The 18,381-nt window shown below is 54.1% G+C and carries 16 protein-coding genes; 6 read left to right on the forward strand and 10 right to left on the reverse strand.

Going from position 1 to position 18,381, the window contains the following annotated elements; translation table 11 throughout:
- From ACYCZJ_RS07030 to yihA, 4 genes are all read right to left on the reverse strand, one after another.
- Positions 1-858 carry a ThiF family adenylyltransferase gene (locus ACYCZJ_RS07030; protein WP_461553515.1) on the reverse strand — a complete coding sequence of 286 codons (858 nt, stop codon included), beginning with the start codon at positions 856-858 and terminating at the stop codon, positions 1-3.
- A 52-nt stretch (positions 859-910) separates the two neighbouring features.
- Positions 911-1,684, reverse strand: a complete 774-nt coding sequence (locus ACYCZJ_RS07035; protein ID WP_461553516.1) for an N-acyl amino acid synthase FeeM domain-containing protein — start codon at positions 1,682-1,684, stop codon at positions 911-913.
- A gap of 174 nt (positions 1,685-1,858) precedes the next feature.
- Positions 1,859-2,848 (reverse strand): porphobilinogen synthase, encoded by a 990-nt coding sequence (gene hemB / locus ACYCZJ_RS07040; RefSeq protein WP_461553517.1) that lies wholly within the window; start codon positions 2,846-2,848, stop codon positions 1,859-1,861.
- A gap of 198 nt (positions 2,849-3,046) precedes the next feature.
- Complete coding sequence (yihA, locus tag ACYCZJ_RS07045) at positions 3,047-3,682, reverse strand: ribosome biogenesis GTP-binding protein YihA/YsxC (protein WP_461553518.1); 636 nt, start codon at positions 3,680-3,682, stop codon at positions 3,047-3,049.
- 86 nt (positions 3,683-3,768) lie between these two features.
- Here yihA and ACYCZJ_RS07050 point away from each other — a divergent pair, with 86 nt between their 5' ends.
- The 3 genes from ACYCZJ_RS07050 (at position 3,769) to ccsB (ending at position 7,649) form a co-directional block, all read left to right on the forward strand.
- The gene (locus ACYCZJ_RS07050; RefSeq protein WP_461553519.1) at positions 3,769-4,395 is read left to right on the forward strand and encodes a c-type cytochrome; all 627 of its coding nucleotides are present in this window, start codon (positions 3,769-3,771) and stop codon (positions 4,393-4,395) included.
- Between the two features lie 82 nt (positions 4,396-4,477).
- On the forward strand, positions 4,478-6,502 hold the full coding sequence (locus ACYCZJ_RS07055; RefSeq protein WP_461553520.1) for a cytochrome c biogenesis protein ResB: 2,025 nt from the start codon (positions 4,478-4,480) through the stop codon (positions 6,500-6,502).
- A gap of 4 nt (positions 6,503-6,506) precedes the next feature.
- Complete coding sequence (gene ccsB / locus ACYCZJ_RS07060; RefSeq protein ID WP_461553521.1) at positions 6,507-7,649, forward strand: c-type cytochrome biogenesis protein CcsB; 1,143 nt, start codon at positions 6,507-6,509, stop codon at positions 7,647-7,649.
- A gap of 108 nt (positions 7,650-7,757) precedes the next feature.
- On the opposite strand, the gene ACYCZJ_RS07065 is transcribed toward ccsB, so the two are convergent.
- Genes ACYCZJ_RS07065 through ACYCZJ_RS07080 form a run of 4 tightly spaced genes read right to left on the reverse strand, consistent with a single transcriptional unit; the run spans position 7,758 to position 10,639 of the window.
- Positions 7,758-8,486 (reverse strand): BPSS1780 family membrane protein, encoded by a 729-nt coding sequence (locus tag ACYCZJ_RS07065; RefSeq protein ID WP_461553522.1) that lies wholly within the window; start codon positions 8,484-8,486, stop codon positions 7,758-7,760.
- A 26-nt stretch (positions 8,487-8,512) separates the two neighbouring features.
- Positions 8,513-9,463, reverse strand: a complete 951-nt coding sequence (locus ACYCZJ_RS07070; RefSeq protein ID WP_461553523.1) for a homoserine kinase — start codon at positions 9,461-9,463, stop codon at positions 8,513-8,515.
- Between the two features lie 48 nt (positions 9,464-9,511).
- A complete protein-coding gene (locus tag ACYCZJ_RS07075; protein WP_461553524.1) occupies positions 9,512-9,850 on the reverse strand; it encodes a DUF2782 domain-containing protein in 339 nt (112 codons plus the stop codon).
- 60 nt (positions 9,851-9,910) lie between these two features.
- A complete protein-coding gene (locus tag ACYCZJ_RS07080) occupies positions 9,911-10,639 on the reverse strand; it encodes an LOG family protein (protein WP_461553525.1) in 729 nt (242 codons plus the stop codon).
- A gap of 11 nt (positions 10,640-10,650) precedes the next feature.
- Between ACYCZJ_RS07080 and polA the strand changes: the two genes are divergently transcribed.
- The 3 genes from polA (at position 10,651) to ACYCZJ_RS07095 (ending at position 15,943) form a co-directional block, all read left to right on the forward strand.
- On the forward strand, positions 10,651-13,380 hold the full coding sequence (gene polA / locus ACYCZJ_RS07085) for a DNA polymerase I (protein ID WP_461553526.1): 2,730 nt from the start codon (positions 10,651-10,653) through the stop codon (positions 13,378-13,380).
- A 104-nt stretch (positions 13,381-13,484) separates the two neighbouring features.
- The gene (locus ACYCZJ_RS07090) at positions 13,485-14,720 is read left to right on the forward strand and encodes an ABC transporter permease (protein ID WP_461553527.1); all 1,236 of its coding nucleotides are present in this window, start codon (positions 13,485-13,487) and stop codon (positions 14,718-14,720) included.
- Between the two features lie 11 nt (positions 14,721-14,731).
- Complete coding sequence (locus tag ACYCZJ_RS07095) at positions 14,732-15,943, forward strand: ABC transporter permease (protein ID WP_461553528.1); 1,212 nt, start codon at positions 14,732-14,734, stop codon at positions 15,941-15,943.
- A 27-nt stretch (positions 15,944-15,970) separates the two neighbouring features.
- On the opposite strand, the gene ACYCZJ_RS07100 is transcribed toward ACYCZJ_RS07095, so the two are convergent.
- Together ACYCZJ_RS07100 and ACYCZJ_RS07105 are read right to left on the reverse strand one after the other, a co-directional pair.
- Entirely contained in the window at positions 15,971-17,578 is a 1,608-nt protein-coding gene (locus ACYCZJ_RS07100) for a DUF1302 family protein (protein WP_461553529.1), read from the reverse strand.
- 1 nt (position 17,579) lies between these two features.
- Positions 17,580-18,326: an ABC transporter ATP-binding protein gene (locus ACYCZJ_RS07105; protein ID WP_461553530.1), complete on the reverse strand. Its 747-nt coding sequence runs from the start codon at positions 18,324-18,326 to the stop codon at positions 17,580-17,582.
- Positions 18,327-18,381 lie beyond the last annotated feature (55 nt).

Raw genomic sequence — 18,381 nt, forward strand, 5'->3', positions numbered from 1 at the left:
CTAGATTCCCAGTTGATGACGGGCGATAGTAATGGCCAGCCGGTTTAAAGGATGGCGGTTGCCGCCGGGTCGCCAGGTATGCGCCAGCTTGTTGCGGTAGCCATCGAACTGGATGCCATGGGGTGCCGCCCAGACCTTGCCACGGCCGAGCAGTATCTTGAGGGCTTCGCTGGCGGCAACACCGGCACAAAGTTGGCAGGCTATGATAGTGGACGGGCCACGACGTTCCTTGAGATTGACACGGGTCTTGTCCGCCAGATAATGGCGATGCAACAGCGCGGGGGCAAGGCCGACCAGAAAGCGCACCGCTTTTTCCGGTTCGGGCCGACCGTTCAGCTGGAAGTAGTCCTCGAAGCTCATGCCGCCAGGCATGAAGTTGAGCAGCGCGGCACTCATGCCGAGAGGAGCGACTGTCACCGCCGGGATACCGTGTTGGGCACAATATGCAAAAACCCGCTCGCGCGCATCGAAGGCGAAGAAGTCGAGGCCATCGATATAGAGATCAACATCCTTGAAGAAGGCTTGCAGATTGACCTCATTCACGCCTTGCGGATAAATGACCAGGCCGGATTCCGGATTGATGTCCCGCGCCATTTCGGCCAGGACTTCAACTTTGGGGCGTTCCAGGCTGCTCATACCGGCGCCGGCCTGACGATTGAAGTTGGCAAGCTCAAACGTGTCCAGATCAGCTATGTTAAATTTTTCGATACCTAGCCGGGCAAGGGTCAGCAAATGGGCACCACCGACGCCACCCATACCAGCGATGGCTATCCGCTTATGCCGCAGGCGTTCCTGTTCATTCCGGGTAATCCAGCCGATATTGCGTGAAAATGCAGTGTGATAGGAGAAACCGGACATAGCCAGAACCCGTTGCTAAACGGGTAGAGTATAAAGTGGGGTAGCCTGGATGTCAGCTATCAGTTCCGTGCAGCAAGCGTTGAGTGATGCCTAATTCATCCTGCTTTGAAAACCCATACGGATACAAGGATTTTTCTCCGGGTGGTTTGTGGGTCAGGCCGCCCAATTTTTCAATCTGCTGCCCTGCATAAGACAAATCCAGCCTTAGCAGTACCGCCGGCGCGTTGACGCGATTGCATAAACGCTCCTCGCCCAATAACTCAAAACCCAGCATGCGCCGGTAAAATCCGGCATGCCGCGGGTTGACTTCGATGACAAAGTCGGTTCCCTGATGGATATTGTGTCCGTAAATGAAAGAGATATGAAACAATGCAGCGAGAACAGGTTTGGAACCCAGACCTTCGTCCAGCGCAAGCTTGATAATCTCGCATACACGCCGTCCCTGGGCACGCAAACCATCCACTTCGGGCTTGTATAACTCATCCACCAGCAGACCGACCCTGGAATCCAGGCCCAGCGTAAGGGTCCCGACAATCCTGTCCTTATCAAAAGCAAGCAGCGTGATGCGATTCGGATCTTCATCCATTCCGCTGGTCTGATAACCGCGCCAGGAATACATTTTTTGAATGAGCAGACTTGCTGACTGCACTCTGTCTTCATTGGCTGCCAGGCGTATCTTGAATTTCTGCTGCTCAAGCGTGACATCCTGAGTACTCGCCTGTTCGCCGCTTGGGATACACAATTCCCTCAGCTTGTGGGGAGACTGAAACTCCACGATGGTTTTGGACCACTCATCTGCCGGTTTTCTGCGTTGAATAGCCATCATATTGCTACCAGTTAGAACTACTACTTACAATTAACGCGATGCCAATTAATTCAAACAAACGCTTGTTGAATCTAACGGATTAAATTGCGAATAGTTTAGAAAAAACAAGCAAATAACAGCACGTTATCTAACAGTTGTACCTGATACAGACCGTACCGATACTAAAACTTTCTTTTAATTAGACCGGGGCAGGCTTAACCACTTTGCGACATCCAAGGCAAAATAAGTGAGAATGCCGTCTGCGCCTGCACGCTTAAAGGATAGCAGAGATTCCAGTACGCATTTTTTTTCATCCAGCCAGCCATTGGCTGCGGCTGCCTTGAGCATGGCATATTCACCACTGACCTGATAAGCGTAGGTGGGCACGCCAAAGGCATCTTTCACGCGCCGCACAATGTCCAGATACGGCATACCTGGCTTGACCATAACCATGTCCGCACCTTCCGCAATATCGAGCGCCACTTCGCGCAATGCCTCGTCACTATTGGCCGGGTCCATCTGATAGGTTTCTTTACTACTGGCGCCAAGATTGGCGGTGGATCCCACCGCATCGCGAAATGGCCCATAGAAACTGGAGGCATACTTGGCCGCGTACGCCAGAATTCGCGTATGGATATAGCCCGCGGCATCCAGCGCCCCGCGAATGGCACCCACCCGGCCATCCATCATGTCCGAAGGCGCCACCACATCAGCCCCGGCTTCGGCATGGGCCAGCGCTTGCTGTACCAGCACAGCGATGGTCGCATCATTCTCCACATAGCCCTGGGTATCGATCAAACCATCCTGGCCATGGCTGGTATAAGGGTCCAGTGCAACGTCAGTAATAATGCCTAATTGGGGAAATCGCTGTTTAAGGATGCGCACGGCGCGCGGCACCAAACCGTCTGGATTAAAAGCTTCTTCCGCATTCAGCGTCTTCAAACCTGGATCGATTACCGGAAATAGTGCCATGGCCGGGATCCCCAACGCCACGCACTGCCCTGCCACCTCCAGCAACCGGTCTATGGAAACCCGGGCCACCCCAGGCATCGAGCTGATTTGTTCAACACGATCAGCACCATCCAGAACGAACACCGGATAAATCAGATCATCCACAGATAACTGGTTCTCGCGCATCAAGCGACGTGAAAAATCGTCGCGTCTCATGCGTCTCATGCGTCTCATGCGTCTCATGCGTGTCTTAGGGTAGTTGGCGTCTGCGCTCATACACAATATGAATCAATCAGCTAATCAAGAATTTAAAAAAATTTGAACTTCTTGCAGAAAGGCCCATCTTATCATGCAGACGGCTCGCTGCCGTCTCCCGCTTCTCCTCCCTGAGCGGGTGCCTCGACACCAGTTGAGGCTTTTTTGGCCCCGGTTTTACTCCCCTTTAACCGGGGCTCTTTTATGCCCGTCATTTGTGCCAATACCGAGCCATCTGGCAAACACCTCTCCTGCTTCATCCATACCCAAGCGCTTTGGGCTGGAAAACAATTGCGCTGTATAGAACGCCGACAAGGCCGCAAGTTCCTTTTGCACAAAACGCAAAGTAGTCATGGAGTCACTACGGTTCAGCTTGTCACTTTTGGTCAGCAGGCAATGCACTGGCTTTCCAGTAGGCAGAAACCATTCCAGCATCTGCCGATCCAGTTCGGTCATCGGGTGACGCGAATCCATAATCAGAATCAGGCCGGCAAGCTGCTTACGTTGCGCCAGATACTGAGCCAGCAACTCCCGCCAATGATCCTTGATAGCACCCGGTACCTTGGCATAACCATAGCCTGGCAAATCCACCAGAAAACGATTTTGTCCCAGGCTGAAATAATTGATGTGCTGGGTTCTGCCAGGTGTTTTGCTGACAAATGCCAGCCGGGTACGATTTGCCAATGTATTGATCGCACTTGATTTACCGGCATTGGAGCGCCCGGCAAAAGCCACCTCAATGACACTTTCCGGAGGCAGGTCACGCAAATGATTAACGGTCGTGTAAAACTCTGCTTGCTGAAATAGATTCATCTAAAGAAATCCCGGGAACTGGCGTCGAAACCAAAACGCAGCTAAAATATTAGCTTTTTAGAATGTTACGGTAAGAGGAACTCACAATGAAATACACCATGGCGCTTGCGGCGCTTGCCGCATTCACTGCCTTTTCCCCGGCTCAAGCCGAAGTCACAACCAAAGGTGATCCGGCCAAAGCTCAACAGCTGGTGACATCGGTTTGCGCAGCATGCCACGGTGCAGACGGCAATAGCACTTCACCGGCCAACCCGAATCTGGCTGGCCAAGGCGCTGAGTATATCACCAAGCAATTAACCGACTTCAAATCCGGTGCACGCAAGAGCCCGATCATGCAAGGTATTGTTACTGCCAACAACCTTACCCCGGACGACATGAAAAACCTGGGCGCTTACTTCTCTTCACAGACACCCAAACCCGGCAGCGCCAAAAACAAGGAACTGGCCCTGGAGGGTGAAAAAGTCTTCAAGGGTGGCAATGCTGGCAGTGGCGTACCGGCCTGCGCAGCCTGTCATGGTCCGACTGGTGCCGGTATTCCGGCTCAGTTCCCGCGCCTGGCTGGCCAACATAGCGAATACGTACTGGCCCAATTGCACAATTTCTGGAATGGCGACCGTGCAAACGATGGTGCTAAAATGATGCGTATCATCGCTTCCAAACTGACTGATCAGGAAATGAAAGCCGTTGCCGAGTATATTTCCGGCCTGCATTAATTAACTGCCTGCCGGAACCTGTCGGCGTATAAGCAATCAATAGGGGGTGGCGCGAGTCACCCCTTATTTTTCCTGGCACACCATGAGTAAATCCACCGCCACATTTTCAAAATCAGTATACGAGCTCTTTAGTTCGATGCGCTTTGCCATCAGCTTGCTCACCGTGCTGGCCATCGCCTCAATCATTGGTACAGTACTGAAGCAGAACGAACCCTACCTGAATTACATTCTGCAATTTGGCCAATACTGGTTTACGGTATTTAAGTGGCTGGGGCTATACGATGTTTACCGCACTGTCTGGTTTGTGACCATCCTGGCTTTTCTGGTCACATCCACCAGCACCTGCATTTACCGCAACATGCCCAGCATGCTGCGAGAAATGCGCAGCTATCGCGAACAGGCCAGCGAAAACTCACTGCGGCACTTTCAGCATCATGCAGAATTTGCGACGTCCGGTTCCCACCTTGACGCGTTGACCCAGTATTTGACCGAGCAAGGTTATCGTTATAAACAGCGCATTTTGGACAATGGTGCGGGCACCTTATTGGCGGCCAAGGTGGGCAGCGTCAACCGGCTGGGATATATTTTCACCCATTCGGCCATCGTCGTCATTTGCCTGGGCGCGCTATTGGACAGCAACATCCCGCTCAAGATTGAACAGACTTTCGGGATAAAACGCATTGAAACACGTGACATCCCTGAGAGTCAGGTACCCGCTATTAGCCGCCTGGGGCCCAACAGCCTGTCATTTCGCGGCAATGTCACTATCCCGGAAGGTTCCAGCGCCGACGTGGTTTTTCTCAATATTGCCGATGGCTATATGGTGCAGGACCTGCCTTTCGCCATTGCCTTGAAAAAATTTCATATTGAACATTACAGTACCGGCCAGCCGAAAATGTTTGCCAGCGACATCGCCATTCTCGACAAGGCCACCGGCAAGCAGATACTGGAACACACACTAACCGTCAATCACCCGCTCATTTATGATGGCATTGCGATCTTTCAGGCCAGCTTTGGCGATGGTGGCACCAAACTGAAAATGAATGGCTGGAATCTGTATTCCCCCAGCAGCAAGCCTTTCGATGTGAATGGCGCGGTCAACAGCAACACGAAAATCACTGCCGACAATCAGCAATATACGCTGGAATTTACTGATTTCCGCCCCTTCAATATCGAAAACACCGGCCAACTTCCCTCTAGCGAACAGCAGAATAAGGACGCGCGTAGCGTGATGGTGGGCAATGCGGTGGGCGATAAAACCAACCTGCACAATGTCGGGCCGAGCTTCCAGTACAAAGTACGCGATGCGCAGGGTCAGGCGCACGAATACAACAACTACATGCTGCCCTTATTGGTCGACAAACGCTGGTACATGCTCTCGGGCGTACGCAACACCCCTGCGGACCCGCTCCACTACATTCGCTTTCCGCTGGATCAGGATCGGCGTCTGGATGGTTTCATGCGCCTGCGCGGCATGCTGCTTGACCCCTCCACGCATGCCGAAATTGCACGCCAATTTGCCGCCAGCGCAATTCAGGGAGGCAATGTACCGCCTAATGTACGCGCCAAGCTGGCTGACAGCACAGCCAAGGTCCTCGACCTGTTTGCAAAAGGCGGTTATCAGGCATTGTCGGCTTTTATTGAAAAACATATCCCCGCTGCCGAGCGTGATCGTGCGGCACAAACCTACCTGAAAATCCTTGAGTTATCCTCGTTCCAAGCCTACATCATGGCGGAAGAAAAGGCTGGCGCCCCTGCGCCCAAAGCCGACGAGGAAACCGGCTGGTTCATCCGCGATTCACTCAATAGCATCAGCGACATCTTTTTCTATGGTGCACCCGTCTACCTGCAACTGGCTGAATATGACCAGATCAATGCCAGCGGTTTACAGTTGACACGCTCCCCCGGCGAGAATATTGTTTTCGGCGGCTCTGGATTGTTAGTGCTGGGTATCTTTGCAATGTTTTTTATCAGGGAACGAAGGCTGTGGCTGCTCGTCAAACCCGGGCAACTCCTGTTTGCCATGTCCAGCAACCGCAAGACCTTGGATTTTGAAAAAGAATTCGAGCGCCATAGGCAGCGCATTTCCACAATCGTAAAGGACTGAAGCCATGGAACTGACCCAAACCGCTCCACCGGAACCGTTTTTCAAGCGTCTGTCGCTATTCGACTGGCTGTTCGCCGTCTTTTTGCTGAGTGGCGCCGGATACGCTTTGAATCTGTATAGCAGCTACATGAACATTTACGACAAAAGCATTCTGCTGGCTGCCGTCGGCGTGTTTTCCGTACTCGGCTGGAACTGGAAACCCATTCGTCTGCTGATGATTGGTGTCGCGGTATTAAGCCTGTTTGCCATATCCAGTTATCACGGCGACCTGGCACGCGGCAATCAGGCATTTTTCCTGAAATATCTGTTTGCCAGCCAGTCCGCCATCATGTGGATGAGCGCACTGTTCGTGATGGCAACGCTGAGTTACTGGATCAGCCTGGCTACACGCTCCGAATTCGCTGCCAAGGTAGGCAGCGGATTGACCTGGGCCGCCATCCTGATGGGACTGATCGGCATGATGGTGCGCTGGTATGAGTCCTATCTGATCAGCCCGGATGTGGGTCACATACCTATTTCCAACCTGTATGAAGTTTTTATCCTGTTTTCCATCATTACCTCGCTACTGTATCTGCATTACGAACGTCTCTACAATAATCGCCAGATGGGCGCTTTTGTGATGCCCGTGATCAGCGCTGCGGTCGCATTCCTGCTATGGTACGCATTTGATCGTCAGGCCCAGGAAATCCAGCCGCTGGTTCCGGCGCTGCAATCCTACTGGATGAAAATCCATGTTCCCGCGAACTTCATCGGCTACGGCTCATTTTCGCTTGCCGCCATGGTTGGCATAGCGTACCTGCTTGCCTCCAAAGGCATTTTTGCCTCACGCTTACCCAAACTGGAAGTGATGGATGACCTGATGTACAAATCCATCGCCGTGGGCTTTGGATTCTTCACAGTCGCCACCATACTCGGCTCGCTTTGGGCAGCAGAAGCCTGGGGTGGATACTGGTCATGGGATCCCAAGGAGACCTGGGCGCTGATTGTCTGGCTCAACTACGCAGCCTGGCTGCATATCCGTCTGGTGAAGGGGTTGCGTGGTCCGATGCTGGCCTGGTGGGCCGTGGTTGGCCTGTTCGTCACCATGTTTGCCTTTCTTGGGGTAAACATGTTCCTGTCAGGTTTGCATTCATACGGCACGCTCTGATCGCAGAACCTGTCACTTGCCAGCCCCTCTGCGCATTGGCAACCGATAGAAAAAAAGCCCCTCGCCATCGGCGAGGGGCTTTTTTTGTTTTGGGCGGGAATACGGCCATCAGGTTGCGTCAAATACATCCTTATAGGTAGTGTAATAAGTAATGAATGCCAGTGGCAGCATGATCAGGAAGCCAAGCATCAAGGGCATTGCAGCAATCACGAACAAAACAAACATGATGATACCGTAGACCAGAAAAGGCACCATATTTGCCCATGCTGCACGCATGCTAAGCTTCATTGCCGCCACCGCACCCATGTTGCGAAACACGACCAATGTGGGAGCAAACCAATATGCCATCAACAATGGCATCAATAATGCCAGCGCCACCAATACTGCCAGACCTGCCCCGCTGCCGGGCATTGCCGGCGTGGCCATATTGCCGGCATCAGGGTGTCCTTGCAGCATCATGGTGACCAATGCGCCACCGCCGAGCGCTGTCATGACGCCCGCGATCAGGATCAGGCCCACCAGGTAAATGCCGCCCACCGTCACCAATTGCGCACCATGGAATTTAAAACCGGCAAACAAGTGCGCTATTTCCAGCTCTTCGCCCGCTTCTATCGCCTTGCATCCGATCATCAGGCCTGCGGTAAAGACGGGTGAGATCAACTGAAACACCACGCTGCCGATACGCGGAATAATCCCTAACAGCCCTGCCAGCAAAAAAATGCTGACCGACAATACAATCCAGATCAGCGGATTCTGTTTGAACAGGCCAAATGCCTGTTTGATCCACAACCAGCCGTGTCTGGCAGGTACGCGACGAAATTCCGGAATTGCTTGCATGGTGTTTACCTGAAATTAACCTGGAATCAAACCCAGATACGTTGTAATTGCGACTGCGCAGCAACACGTTGACGCAAAATGCGTTCAAAATGCAATGGATCTTTGGCATGGGTAAGTTCACCCGCGCGCGGAAAGTAAAGGTCATACATTCGCGACACCCAGAAACGCAGCGCCGCAGCACGCAGCATCACCGGCCAGGCGCCACGCTCTATCGACATAAATGGGCGCACCGCATGATACGCGCTCAGCAAAGCCAGCATGCGTTCCTCATCCAGCCCGCCTTCCTCACTCACGCACCAGTCGTTGACCGCAATCGCAATATCGTAGAGCCAGACATCATGGCAGGCAAAATAAAAGTCGATCACTCCGCCCAGCCGTTCACCGTCAAACAATACGTTATCGCGAAACAGGTCGGCGTGAACAACGCCGCGCGGTAAATCCTGCAAACGGTGCAGCGTCTGGAAACGCACTTCATCGTTCAATAGTTGCGCCGCTTCCGCATCAAGAAAGGGGGCGACTTGCTGGGCAGTTACTTTCCACCAAGCCGCTCCACGCGGATTGATGCGCTGTGCAGAAAAGGTTTTTCCCGCCAAATGGATATCAGCCAATGTTTCGCCTACCTGGGCACAGTGACCCATTCCAGCGATTTCCAATGACCGGCCCGACAGGCACGAGACGATACTGGCCGGTTTGCCATTCAGGCTGGTCAGCAGGCTATCCGCAATGGTTGCCACCGGTTGCGGGCAAGGCACGCCATGCCGTGCCAGATGATCCATGAGATTGAGAAAATACGGCAACTCGTCATGGGTCAACTTTTCGAACAGCGTCAGCACATAACGCCCGTGCGTCGTGGTCAGGAAATAATTGGTATTTTCAATCCCCGAAGAAATACCATTGAGTTCGACCAGCGTGCCTATGGCGTACTGGCCGAGCCAATGACTGGCTTCGTCGGGAGTAACGGTAGTGAATACGGACATGGCTACAAAGAAGCCGCACAATGGCGACCCAAAATTAAAACGCCGAGATTACCACTGGTGTATTACCCACATCGGCGGATGGATATTTGAATCCAGCCCCTCCTTGCGCGCAAACGTACCATCACCCAACTGATCAACCAGGTAATAAGGTTTGCCCACGGCTGGCGTGACCTTGATCATGTAGAGTTTGCCATGCACGCGATATTCTTCGCGCGTTTCCTGCCCCTGCTTTTTGATGGTTATCTGGGGCGTGGCATCATCTCCAGTCAATCCTTGTGGGGGCGGAGGGGGGGGTGCATCCGGGACTGGTTGCAGGTTACCGGGGCGATTTGCTGCCGAAGCGGCGATGGGCAAAATAACCAGAAGAGCTGCGATGAGACGGCGCATGATGGCGTCCTTTTATGTTTATGGGATTGTTTTGATTTTAGCAGAGCCTGCAACACTGCCCTACAAATAAAGCTGAATTTCACGTTCCCTGGCCGAAGGCTCGAAACCGCGCTTTTCGTAATGGTCAAAAATGGCACATACCACATCCTCGGGCTGATCAATCACCTTGATTAAATCCATGTCTTCCGCGTTAATCATGCCCTCATCCACCAGCGTGGATTTAAACCAGTCCAGCAATCCGTTCCAGAATGGCTTGCGCACCAGAATAATCGGTATTTTGCGGGTTTTGCCGGTTTGTACCAAAGTCAGCGCTTCCATCAGCTCGTCCATGGTTCCAAAACCACCCGGCATCACGACATAGGCCGAAGCAAATTTGACGAACATTACCTTGCGCGCGAAAAAATGCGTGAAGCTCTGCGAGATATCCTGATAAGGGTTGTCATGCTGCTCATGCGGAAGCTGAATGTTCAAACCCACGCTCGGTGATTTGCCGAAATAAGCGCCTTTGTTGGCAGCTTCCATAATGCCGGGGCCACCGCCGGAGATGACTGAAAAACCCGCATCCGACAGTTGCCGTGCAATGCGCTCGGTGAGCCCATAGTAAGGGTGATCGGCAGGTGTGCGGGCGCTGCCGAACATGCTCACTGCAGGACGTATCTCACCCAGACGTTCGGTAGCCGATACAAACTCTGACATAATCTCGAACATGCGCCAGGATTCACGCGCGTTGTAACCTGCATGGGCGGCCAGTTCAGGATCGGCGGGCAGAGGCAATTTTTCTTTAAGCATTTTGAGGTATCGTGGTGACAAAAAAGCTGCTGTTGGTGGATGGATCGTCGTATCTGTATCGGGCATTTCACGCGCTGCCGGATATGCGCAACAGCGCTGGTGAGCCCACCAGCGCCATTTACGGCGTGCTCAACATGCTGCGCCGGCTGAAAAAGGATATCGCCGCCGATTATAGCGCTTGTGTATTCGACGCCAAAGGCAAAACCTTCCGCGACGACTGGTACCCCGAGTATAAAGCGCACCGGCCATCCATGCCAGACGATCTGGCGCGCCAGATCGAACCGCTGCACAACGCCATCCGCGCCATGGGCTGGCCGCTATTGATGATAGACGGCGTAGAGGCCGACGATGTGATCGGCACACTGGTCAAAATGGCCGAAGCAGAAGGCATGCACAGCATCGTTTCCACCGGCGACAAGGACATGGCGCAACTGGTCAATGACCATGTCACTCTGGTCAATACCATGACCAGCGAAACGCTGGATGAAGCTGCGGTGCTGGCCAAATTTGGTATTCCACCCTCGCGTATAGTGGACTACCTGACGCTGGTAGGTGATGCGGTGGACAATGTGCCGGGGGTGGATAAGGTCGGCCCAAAAACCGCAGTGAAGTGGCTCACTGAATACGGTACGCTGGACAACCTCATCACTCAGGCCGGGCAGATGAAAGGTGCGGTGGGCGACAATCTGCGCCGTGCGCTCGACTGGCTACCCACCGGCCGCAAACTGATCACTATCCGCACCGATGTCACTTTGCCCGTGGGTGTACATGCGCTGGTCATGGATGCACCGGACAAGGCCGCACTCAGCGCACTCTATACCCGCTATGAATTCAAGAGCTGGTTGCGCGATCTCGACAATGGCACACCAGGCCCTGCAATCAATCCGGTCACGGCGGATATGTTTGCCGACGATGCACAACCCGCAGCACCCGTGCAGCGCCATTATGACACCCTGCTCACCCAGGCGCAGCTTGATACCTGGCTGACCAGGCTGATGGCCGCCCCGCTGGTATGCGTGGATACCGAAACCACCAGCCTCGACCCACTCCAGGCGCGCATTGTGGGGTTGTCATTCGCCATCGAGCCGCACTCTGCAGCCTACCTGCCGCTGGCGCACGTTGGGCCGGATGCGCCTCAACAGCTCAACCGTGATAGCGTGCTGGCGCAGCTCAAGCCCTGGCTGGAAGATGCCACCCGCGCCAAACTGGGCCAGAATCTCAAATACGACATGCACGTACTCGCCAACCACGGTATTCAATTGGCCGGGGTGGCGCACGACACCCTGCTGCAGTCCTACGTGGTGGAATCACACCAGTCGCGCAACATGGATAGTCTTGCCTTGCGCCACCTGGGGGTAACCACCATCACCTATGCCGAAGTCGCCGGCAAGGGCGCCGGGCAAATCGGTTTCGAGCAGGTGGACGTGGCGCGTGCCGCCGAATACGCTGCCGAGGATGCCGACGTCACACTCCAGCTCCATCAATCCATGTACCCGCGCATCGCCGCTGACGCCAGGCTGGATTATGTATACCGCCAGCTGGAAATACCCGTGTTATCGATACTCTGGCAAATCGAGCGCAACGGCGTACTGCTCGATGTTAAATTACTCGACGCGCAAAGCCGCGAACTCGGACAAAAAATGCTGGCACTGGAGCAGCAGGCGCACACGGCCGCCGGCCAGCCGTTCAACCTCAACTCGCCCAAGCAGATTCAGGAAATCCTGTTCACTCAACTTGGCTTGCCGATAATCAAGAAAACCCCCGGCGGCGTGCCTTCCACCGACGAGGACGTGCTCACCCAGCTCGCCCTGGATTACCCATTGCCCAAGCTGTTGCTGGAATACCGTGGACTGGCCAAGCTCAAATCCACCTATACCGACAAACTACCGCGCATGGTCAACCCCGCCACCGGGCGCGTGCATACCAGTTATTCGCAGGCGGTGGCGGTCACCGGACGGCTGTCCAGCTCCGACCCCAACCTGCAGAACATTCCGGTCAAAACCGCCGAAGGCCGGCGCATCCGCGAGGCCTTCATTGCGCCGCCGGGCAGCCACATCGTTTCCGCTGACTACTCGCAGATCGAACTGCGCATCATGGCGCACCTCTCCAATGATGCCAGCCTGCTCAAGGCCTTCGCCGAGGACGCCGACATCCACAGCGCCACCGCCGCCGAAATCTTCGGTATGCCCCAGCAGGAGATTGGCCCGGAACAGCGCCGCGTCGCCAAGACCATCAACTTCGGGCTGATCTACGGCATGTCCGCTTTCGGACTGGCCAGCCAGCTGGGCATCGATCGCAGCGCCGCACAATCCTATATCGACCGCTACTTCGCGCGTTATCCCGGTGTCGCCGAATACATGCGCCGCACCCGGGATCAGGCACGCGAGCAGGGTTATGTAGAAACCGTATTCGGGCGACGCCTGTGGCTGCCGGAAATCCGCAGTGCCAACAAACAGCGCCGCGACGGTGCCGAACGCGCCGCCATCAATGCCCCCATGCAGGGCACCGCCGCCGATCTCATCAAGCTCGCCATGATCGCCGTGCAGGGCTGGCTGGAACGCGAGCACCTGCACAGCCGCCTGATCATGCAGGTGCACGACGAACTGGTACTCGAAGTGCCGGAGGTTGAGCTGGAACGCGTATGCGGTGCGTTACCCGGGTTGATGTGCGACGTGACCAAGCTGGCAGTGCCGATTAAAATTGGACTGGGTGTTGGATTAAACTGGGAAGCCGCACATTGATCCCCAAGAACACACCATAGTGCCGCAAGGGTTTGATGATGCAAATGATGTCGAGTATGCTTAACCAGCAAACCTTTTTGCGGCCTCCCATTTAATTTAACACCTTGTCGATCGCCAATACTCTAGCTATCGATTTCCGGCTTGCGCTGCGCAATATTTTGCGTCAGCGCAGACGTAGTTTCATCGCCATTGTCGCCATTGGTTTTGGCGTCATCGCGATGATGCTTTCTTCGGGCTACATTGAATGGATTTTCTGGGCTAATCGCGAGTTGGTGACAGTTAATCAACTCGGTCACATTCAAGTGACCAAACCTGGTTATCATGAAAATGGCCAGGCAAACCCATTGGCCTACCTGCTTCCGGAAAAATCCCCCGCATTAGATGTTCTCGAACATACCCCGGGCGTAAAGTCGGTGACACCGCGTCTGGCTTTTAACGGTTTGGTCAGTCATGGTGAAAATACCATCTCTTTCATTGGCGAGGGCATTGATCCTGCCAAGGATCCATCCGCGCGCAATCTGGATATTCTTGATGGCCATGGACTCAATGCCAATGACCCGAAAGGCATCCTGATGGGCGCCGGGCTGGCGGCCAATCTGGGTGTCAAAACCGGCGACACCATCGTCTTGCTCACCAATACGCCATCGGGTGGAATCAATGCCGTTGAAGGGCATGTACGGGGTTTGGCGTCCACCTCCATGAAGGCGTACGACGACACCATGTTGCGCGTACCAATCGGTATGGCACGCACCCTGCTTCGAACCAAGGGCTCGCATGTATGGGTTGTGTCTCTGCGGCACACGGACATGACAAATGAAGTTGTGAAAAAGCTAAAAGCCGCACCTGCATTAAAAGATTATGAAATCGTGCCATGGACGAAACTGGCAGATTTCTATAACAAGACAGTCGCACTGTTTTCCAGCCAGATGAATATCGTCAAATCCATCATTGCGCTAATCATCATACTCAGCATCAGCAACACCATGACCATGAGCGTATTGGAACGTACTGTGGAGATCGGTACGGCAATGGCTTTGGGAGTCCGGCGCCAGCGTATTCTCGGCCTGTTCCTGATGGAGGGATCTGTACTGGGTGCAATGGGAGGCGCAAGCGGCGTGCTGCTCGGTTATCTGGCAGCCCGCATTATCTCGGCAATCGGCATTCCGATGCCGCCCTCGCCGGGTATGTCACGCGGGTTCATCGCAGCGATCATGATCACACCAAGCATCATTCAACAAGCCCTGTTGCTGGCTTTAATTACGACCATCATCGCAAGCATTTATCCAGCCTGGCGCGCATCACGGCTGGTTATTGTCGATGCGTTACGCCACAACCGCTGAGGAGCATAGGCATGTGGAAACTCGCCCTGCGTAATGTGCTGCGCCACAAGGCTCGAACCGGCATGACCCTGTTGGCGATCATCGCTGGTGTGGTCGGCCTTATTTTGAGCGGTGGCTTCGTCCACGACATTTTCACCCAGTTGGGCGAAGCGCTGATTCATTCCCAATCCGGTCACATACAGCTTTCGCGCACCGGCTACTTCGAACACGGTGCACGCAGCCCGGAAAAATATTTAATCGCCAAATCTGAGCCAATCCGCAAATATATCGCCGCGATGCCTGAAGTGGATGATGTCATGGGCAGAGTCTACTTTGCCGGTTTACTCAATAATGGCCGTTCCGATCTGCCCATTGTTGGCGAGGGTGTGGAAGCCTCTCGTGAAGCCAGGCTGGGCAGCGGGATGGTAATCACGGCCGGGCGCCGACTCGATGACAAAGACAAGAATGGCATGATGGTCGGTTACGGTTTGGCCCACGCCCTCAAACTCAAACCGGGAGACTGGGCAACGCTGGTGATGAATACTGCTGATGGCGCTTTAAATAGCCTCGACCTCCAGGTAATCGGCGTTTTCCAGACTTTCTCCAAGGATTATGATGCCCGTGCGGTGCGCATCCCTTTGACTTCCGCCCAGAATTTGCTCGCCACGCATGGTGTCAATACGCTGGTAGTGTCATTAAAGCACACCCGGGATACGGCATCCGTCACTTCGGCGTTGACCAGCAAATTTGCCGGTGCCGGTCTGGAAGTGAAGACCTGGCTGCAGTTAAATGATTTTTACGCAAAAACCGTGAAGATGTATGACGTACAGTTCGGTGTGCTGCGCTTCATCATCCTGTTAATGGTGTTATTGAGCGTCATCAATAGCGTGAATATGAGCATCTACGAGCGCGTGGGTGAATTCGGCACCATGATGGCCTTGGGCAATCGTAGTAGCAGGGTCTTCACCTTGATCATCACGGAGAACACCATCATCGGTTTGACCGGCGCGACCCTCGGCGTGGTTCTGGGCATCATCCTGGCGTTGATCATCTCGGCCATCGGCATCCCCATGCCACCACCGCCCAACGCGGATCTGAGCTATACCGCTCACATCCGCGTCGTGCCGTCGGTTGTCGCCAGTGCTTTCGCCGTGGGATTGATTGCTACCTTCCTGGCTGCGTTTTTGCCAGCCGCACGAGTGCGTCGCATACCGGTAGTCGATGCATTACGGCAGAACGTGTAAAACGATATTGCGCTGCAATTTTCGTGACTAGAAATCGCGGTGCAGCTCTGTGTAGACACGATCCTGCTTGCTGTACTGACCGAAAAATCCGGTGGACGGCCCTCCGAATGTATCCAGCCCGAATGCCAGACGCCAGTTACGCTCGAATTTCCAGGTCGCCTTGGGCCGGAACATCCAGTCGCTCCGATTGAGACTATGCACTGCCAGCGCTTCCACTTCCCAGTTGTGGGCGATCTTATGGTTTACCAGCAGGGAAACATCGTTCTCGATCCGGTCGGGGATAATATTCGGATCATGATTGAAATAAACACGCTGAAAGAACTGCGTATTGATTCTGGTCTTGGCAGTCGGGTTGAAATCCATCCCGACGATCCAGTCGAGAGTATTCTGTTTCACCAAACCGTTGATATCAGTAGGATTTAGCGTATTGTAACTGCGCCCATTGGTATACACAGCTTCCGCTTTCAACACGAAGGAGCCCAGATCCTTGGATAGGGTTCCACCGGTCTGCCAGATGCGGTCATGACGCGGCGTATAGATAAAATGCGGCGGTGCGGGTGCAATCACCAATTGACGATAAAACGTCTGCTGGCTGTCCATGCTGCTGTACACAAATCCGGACATATCCCAGCCATGACTTAGCTGAGTAAGGCGCAGGCCGTAATTGGTATTACTCAAACGATTTCCTGGCAACACCTCGTCCCTGAATACCACCGGATAACCCGCAGGCGTAACCGGATAGGGATAGAAATCCGACCCGGCACCAGGCTGGCTGAAATCTTTCGGCTTGCCGATCTTGTCGTAACCGGGAACCGGGATCCAGATTAGCTCGGCATGAAAATCGTCCTTGAAATATTCCGCACGCGCAGCCCATTGCGGGATACGCTGCACCCGAAAGTCCGGCAGGATGAATTCGCGCAGATCCTTGGCAGAAACAACGTCGGCAACGAATACGCCGACCATTTCGCCCCAAACAATCTGTTGCCGACCTACGCGCCAGTCCAGTCCACCACCGCTGAAGTCCAGATAGGTTTCGCGAAACTGCAACCCGAAGCGCTGGTCATCACGGACTGCATCCTGATAGTAATTGGTAAGATCGTAAACCGCGTTGTAATCGAGGCGGCCACTTACCTTCCAATGGATTCCGGAGCCCAGATTACCCTCTGTACCCAGCTCAAAGCGCCCCATTTGTTTTGACCAATGCGCCGGGTGCGGATAAGTATAGGCAAACTCGGTTTGTGCAAACCCGTGCCAGCGCGATGGTGCCTGATCTTTGCCGGGTGATGCCAAAGCCGCGTCATCGAACAGCGCAGCCTTGCTGTCTGGCACAACCCCGCCAGTCCTGGTTGCGGATTGGGGTTTCTGGTCCGAACCGTCATCAATACCGAACAAAGAATCCTTTGATTCAGCCGCATCCCCGGGCACTTTTTTGGAAACAGGTTTATCTGCATTATCCGGCGCGGCAGGGGCATCGAAAAGCGCATCCTTGGACACCGGTAGATCCGCACCTGCCGCGGCCAGCAAGAATACGTCCGGCTTCCCGAGCGTATTCGCCCCAATCGTCCCTGACGCATTTGCCAGAGCAGGTGCGCCCAGCAAAACCACCCCTACCGCTTTTGCCCAATGTAAACCCATACTAACTCTCCCCCTCGCTCACCACTGCGCTATTCGTGTTGACTGCTTTCCATTTTTTATCCGTTTTTATACCCAGCATCGTTATGTGACCATCCTCGACACGGATGAGTCGATCAGCCATTGCCATGACATGGCGGTCATGGGTGGAAAAAATAAACGTCGTACCATAGCGCCGGTTAACATCCTTCATCAAATTCAGGATGCTCTCACCCGTTTTGCTGTCCAGGTTGGCGGTGGGTTCGTCAGCCAGCACGATACGGGGATTGATTGCCAAGGCCCGGGCGATCGCAACTCTCTGCCGTTGCCCGCCGCTTAATTGATTGGGCATATGCTCGGCATAGCGCTCAAGCCCGACCACCTTCAGAAATTTCCTGACCCGCTTGTGCCGCTCTTCACGGCTGATTTCGGGCAGTTGAAGCAGCGGGTATTCCACATTTTCCGCGGCGGTCAGCACCGGGAACAGATTAAAGGTTTGAAAGATAAAGCCGGTGGTACGCGCACGCAAGTCTGCCAGCTGATTGGACGACCGGCCTGTCACCTCGACATCATCAATGAAGACCTTGCCATGGGTAGGATTGTCGATACAGCCAATGATGTTCAACAGCGTGGTTTTACCGCTGCCGGAAGGTCCTGCTATGGCCAAAAACACGCCCTCCTCGATGGAGAGTGTGATATCTTCAAGTGCAATAACCTTTTGCTCACCGAGCAAATATTCTTTGGTTACGCCTTCGACCCGGACCAGGCTCATTGCATCCCATCCGTTCGAGGCAGCATCGTTTGAAGGATTAATACCATGTCGATAA

The organism is Sulfuriferula sp. (genome assembly GCF_054605375.1).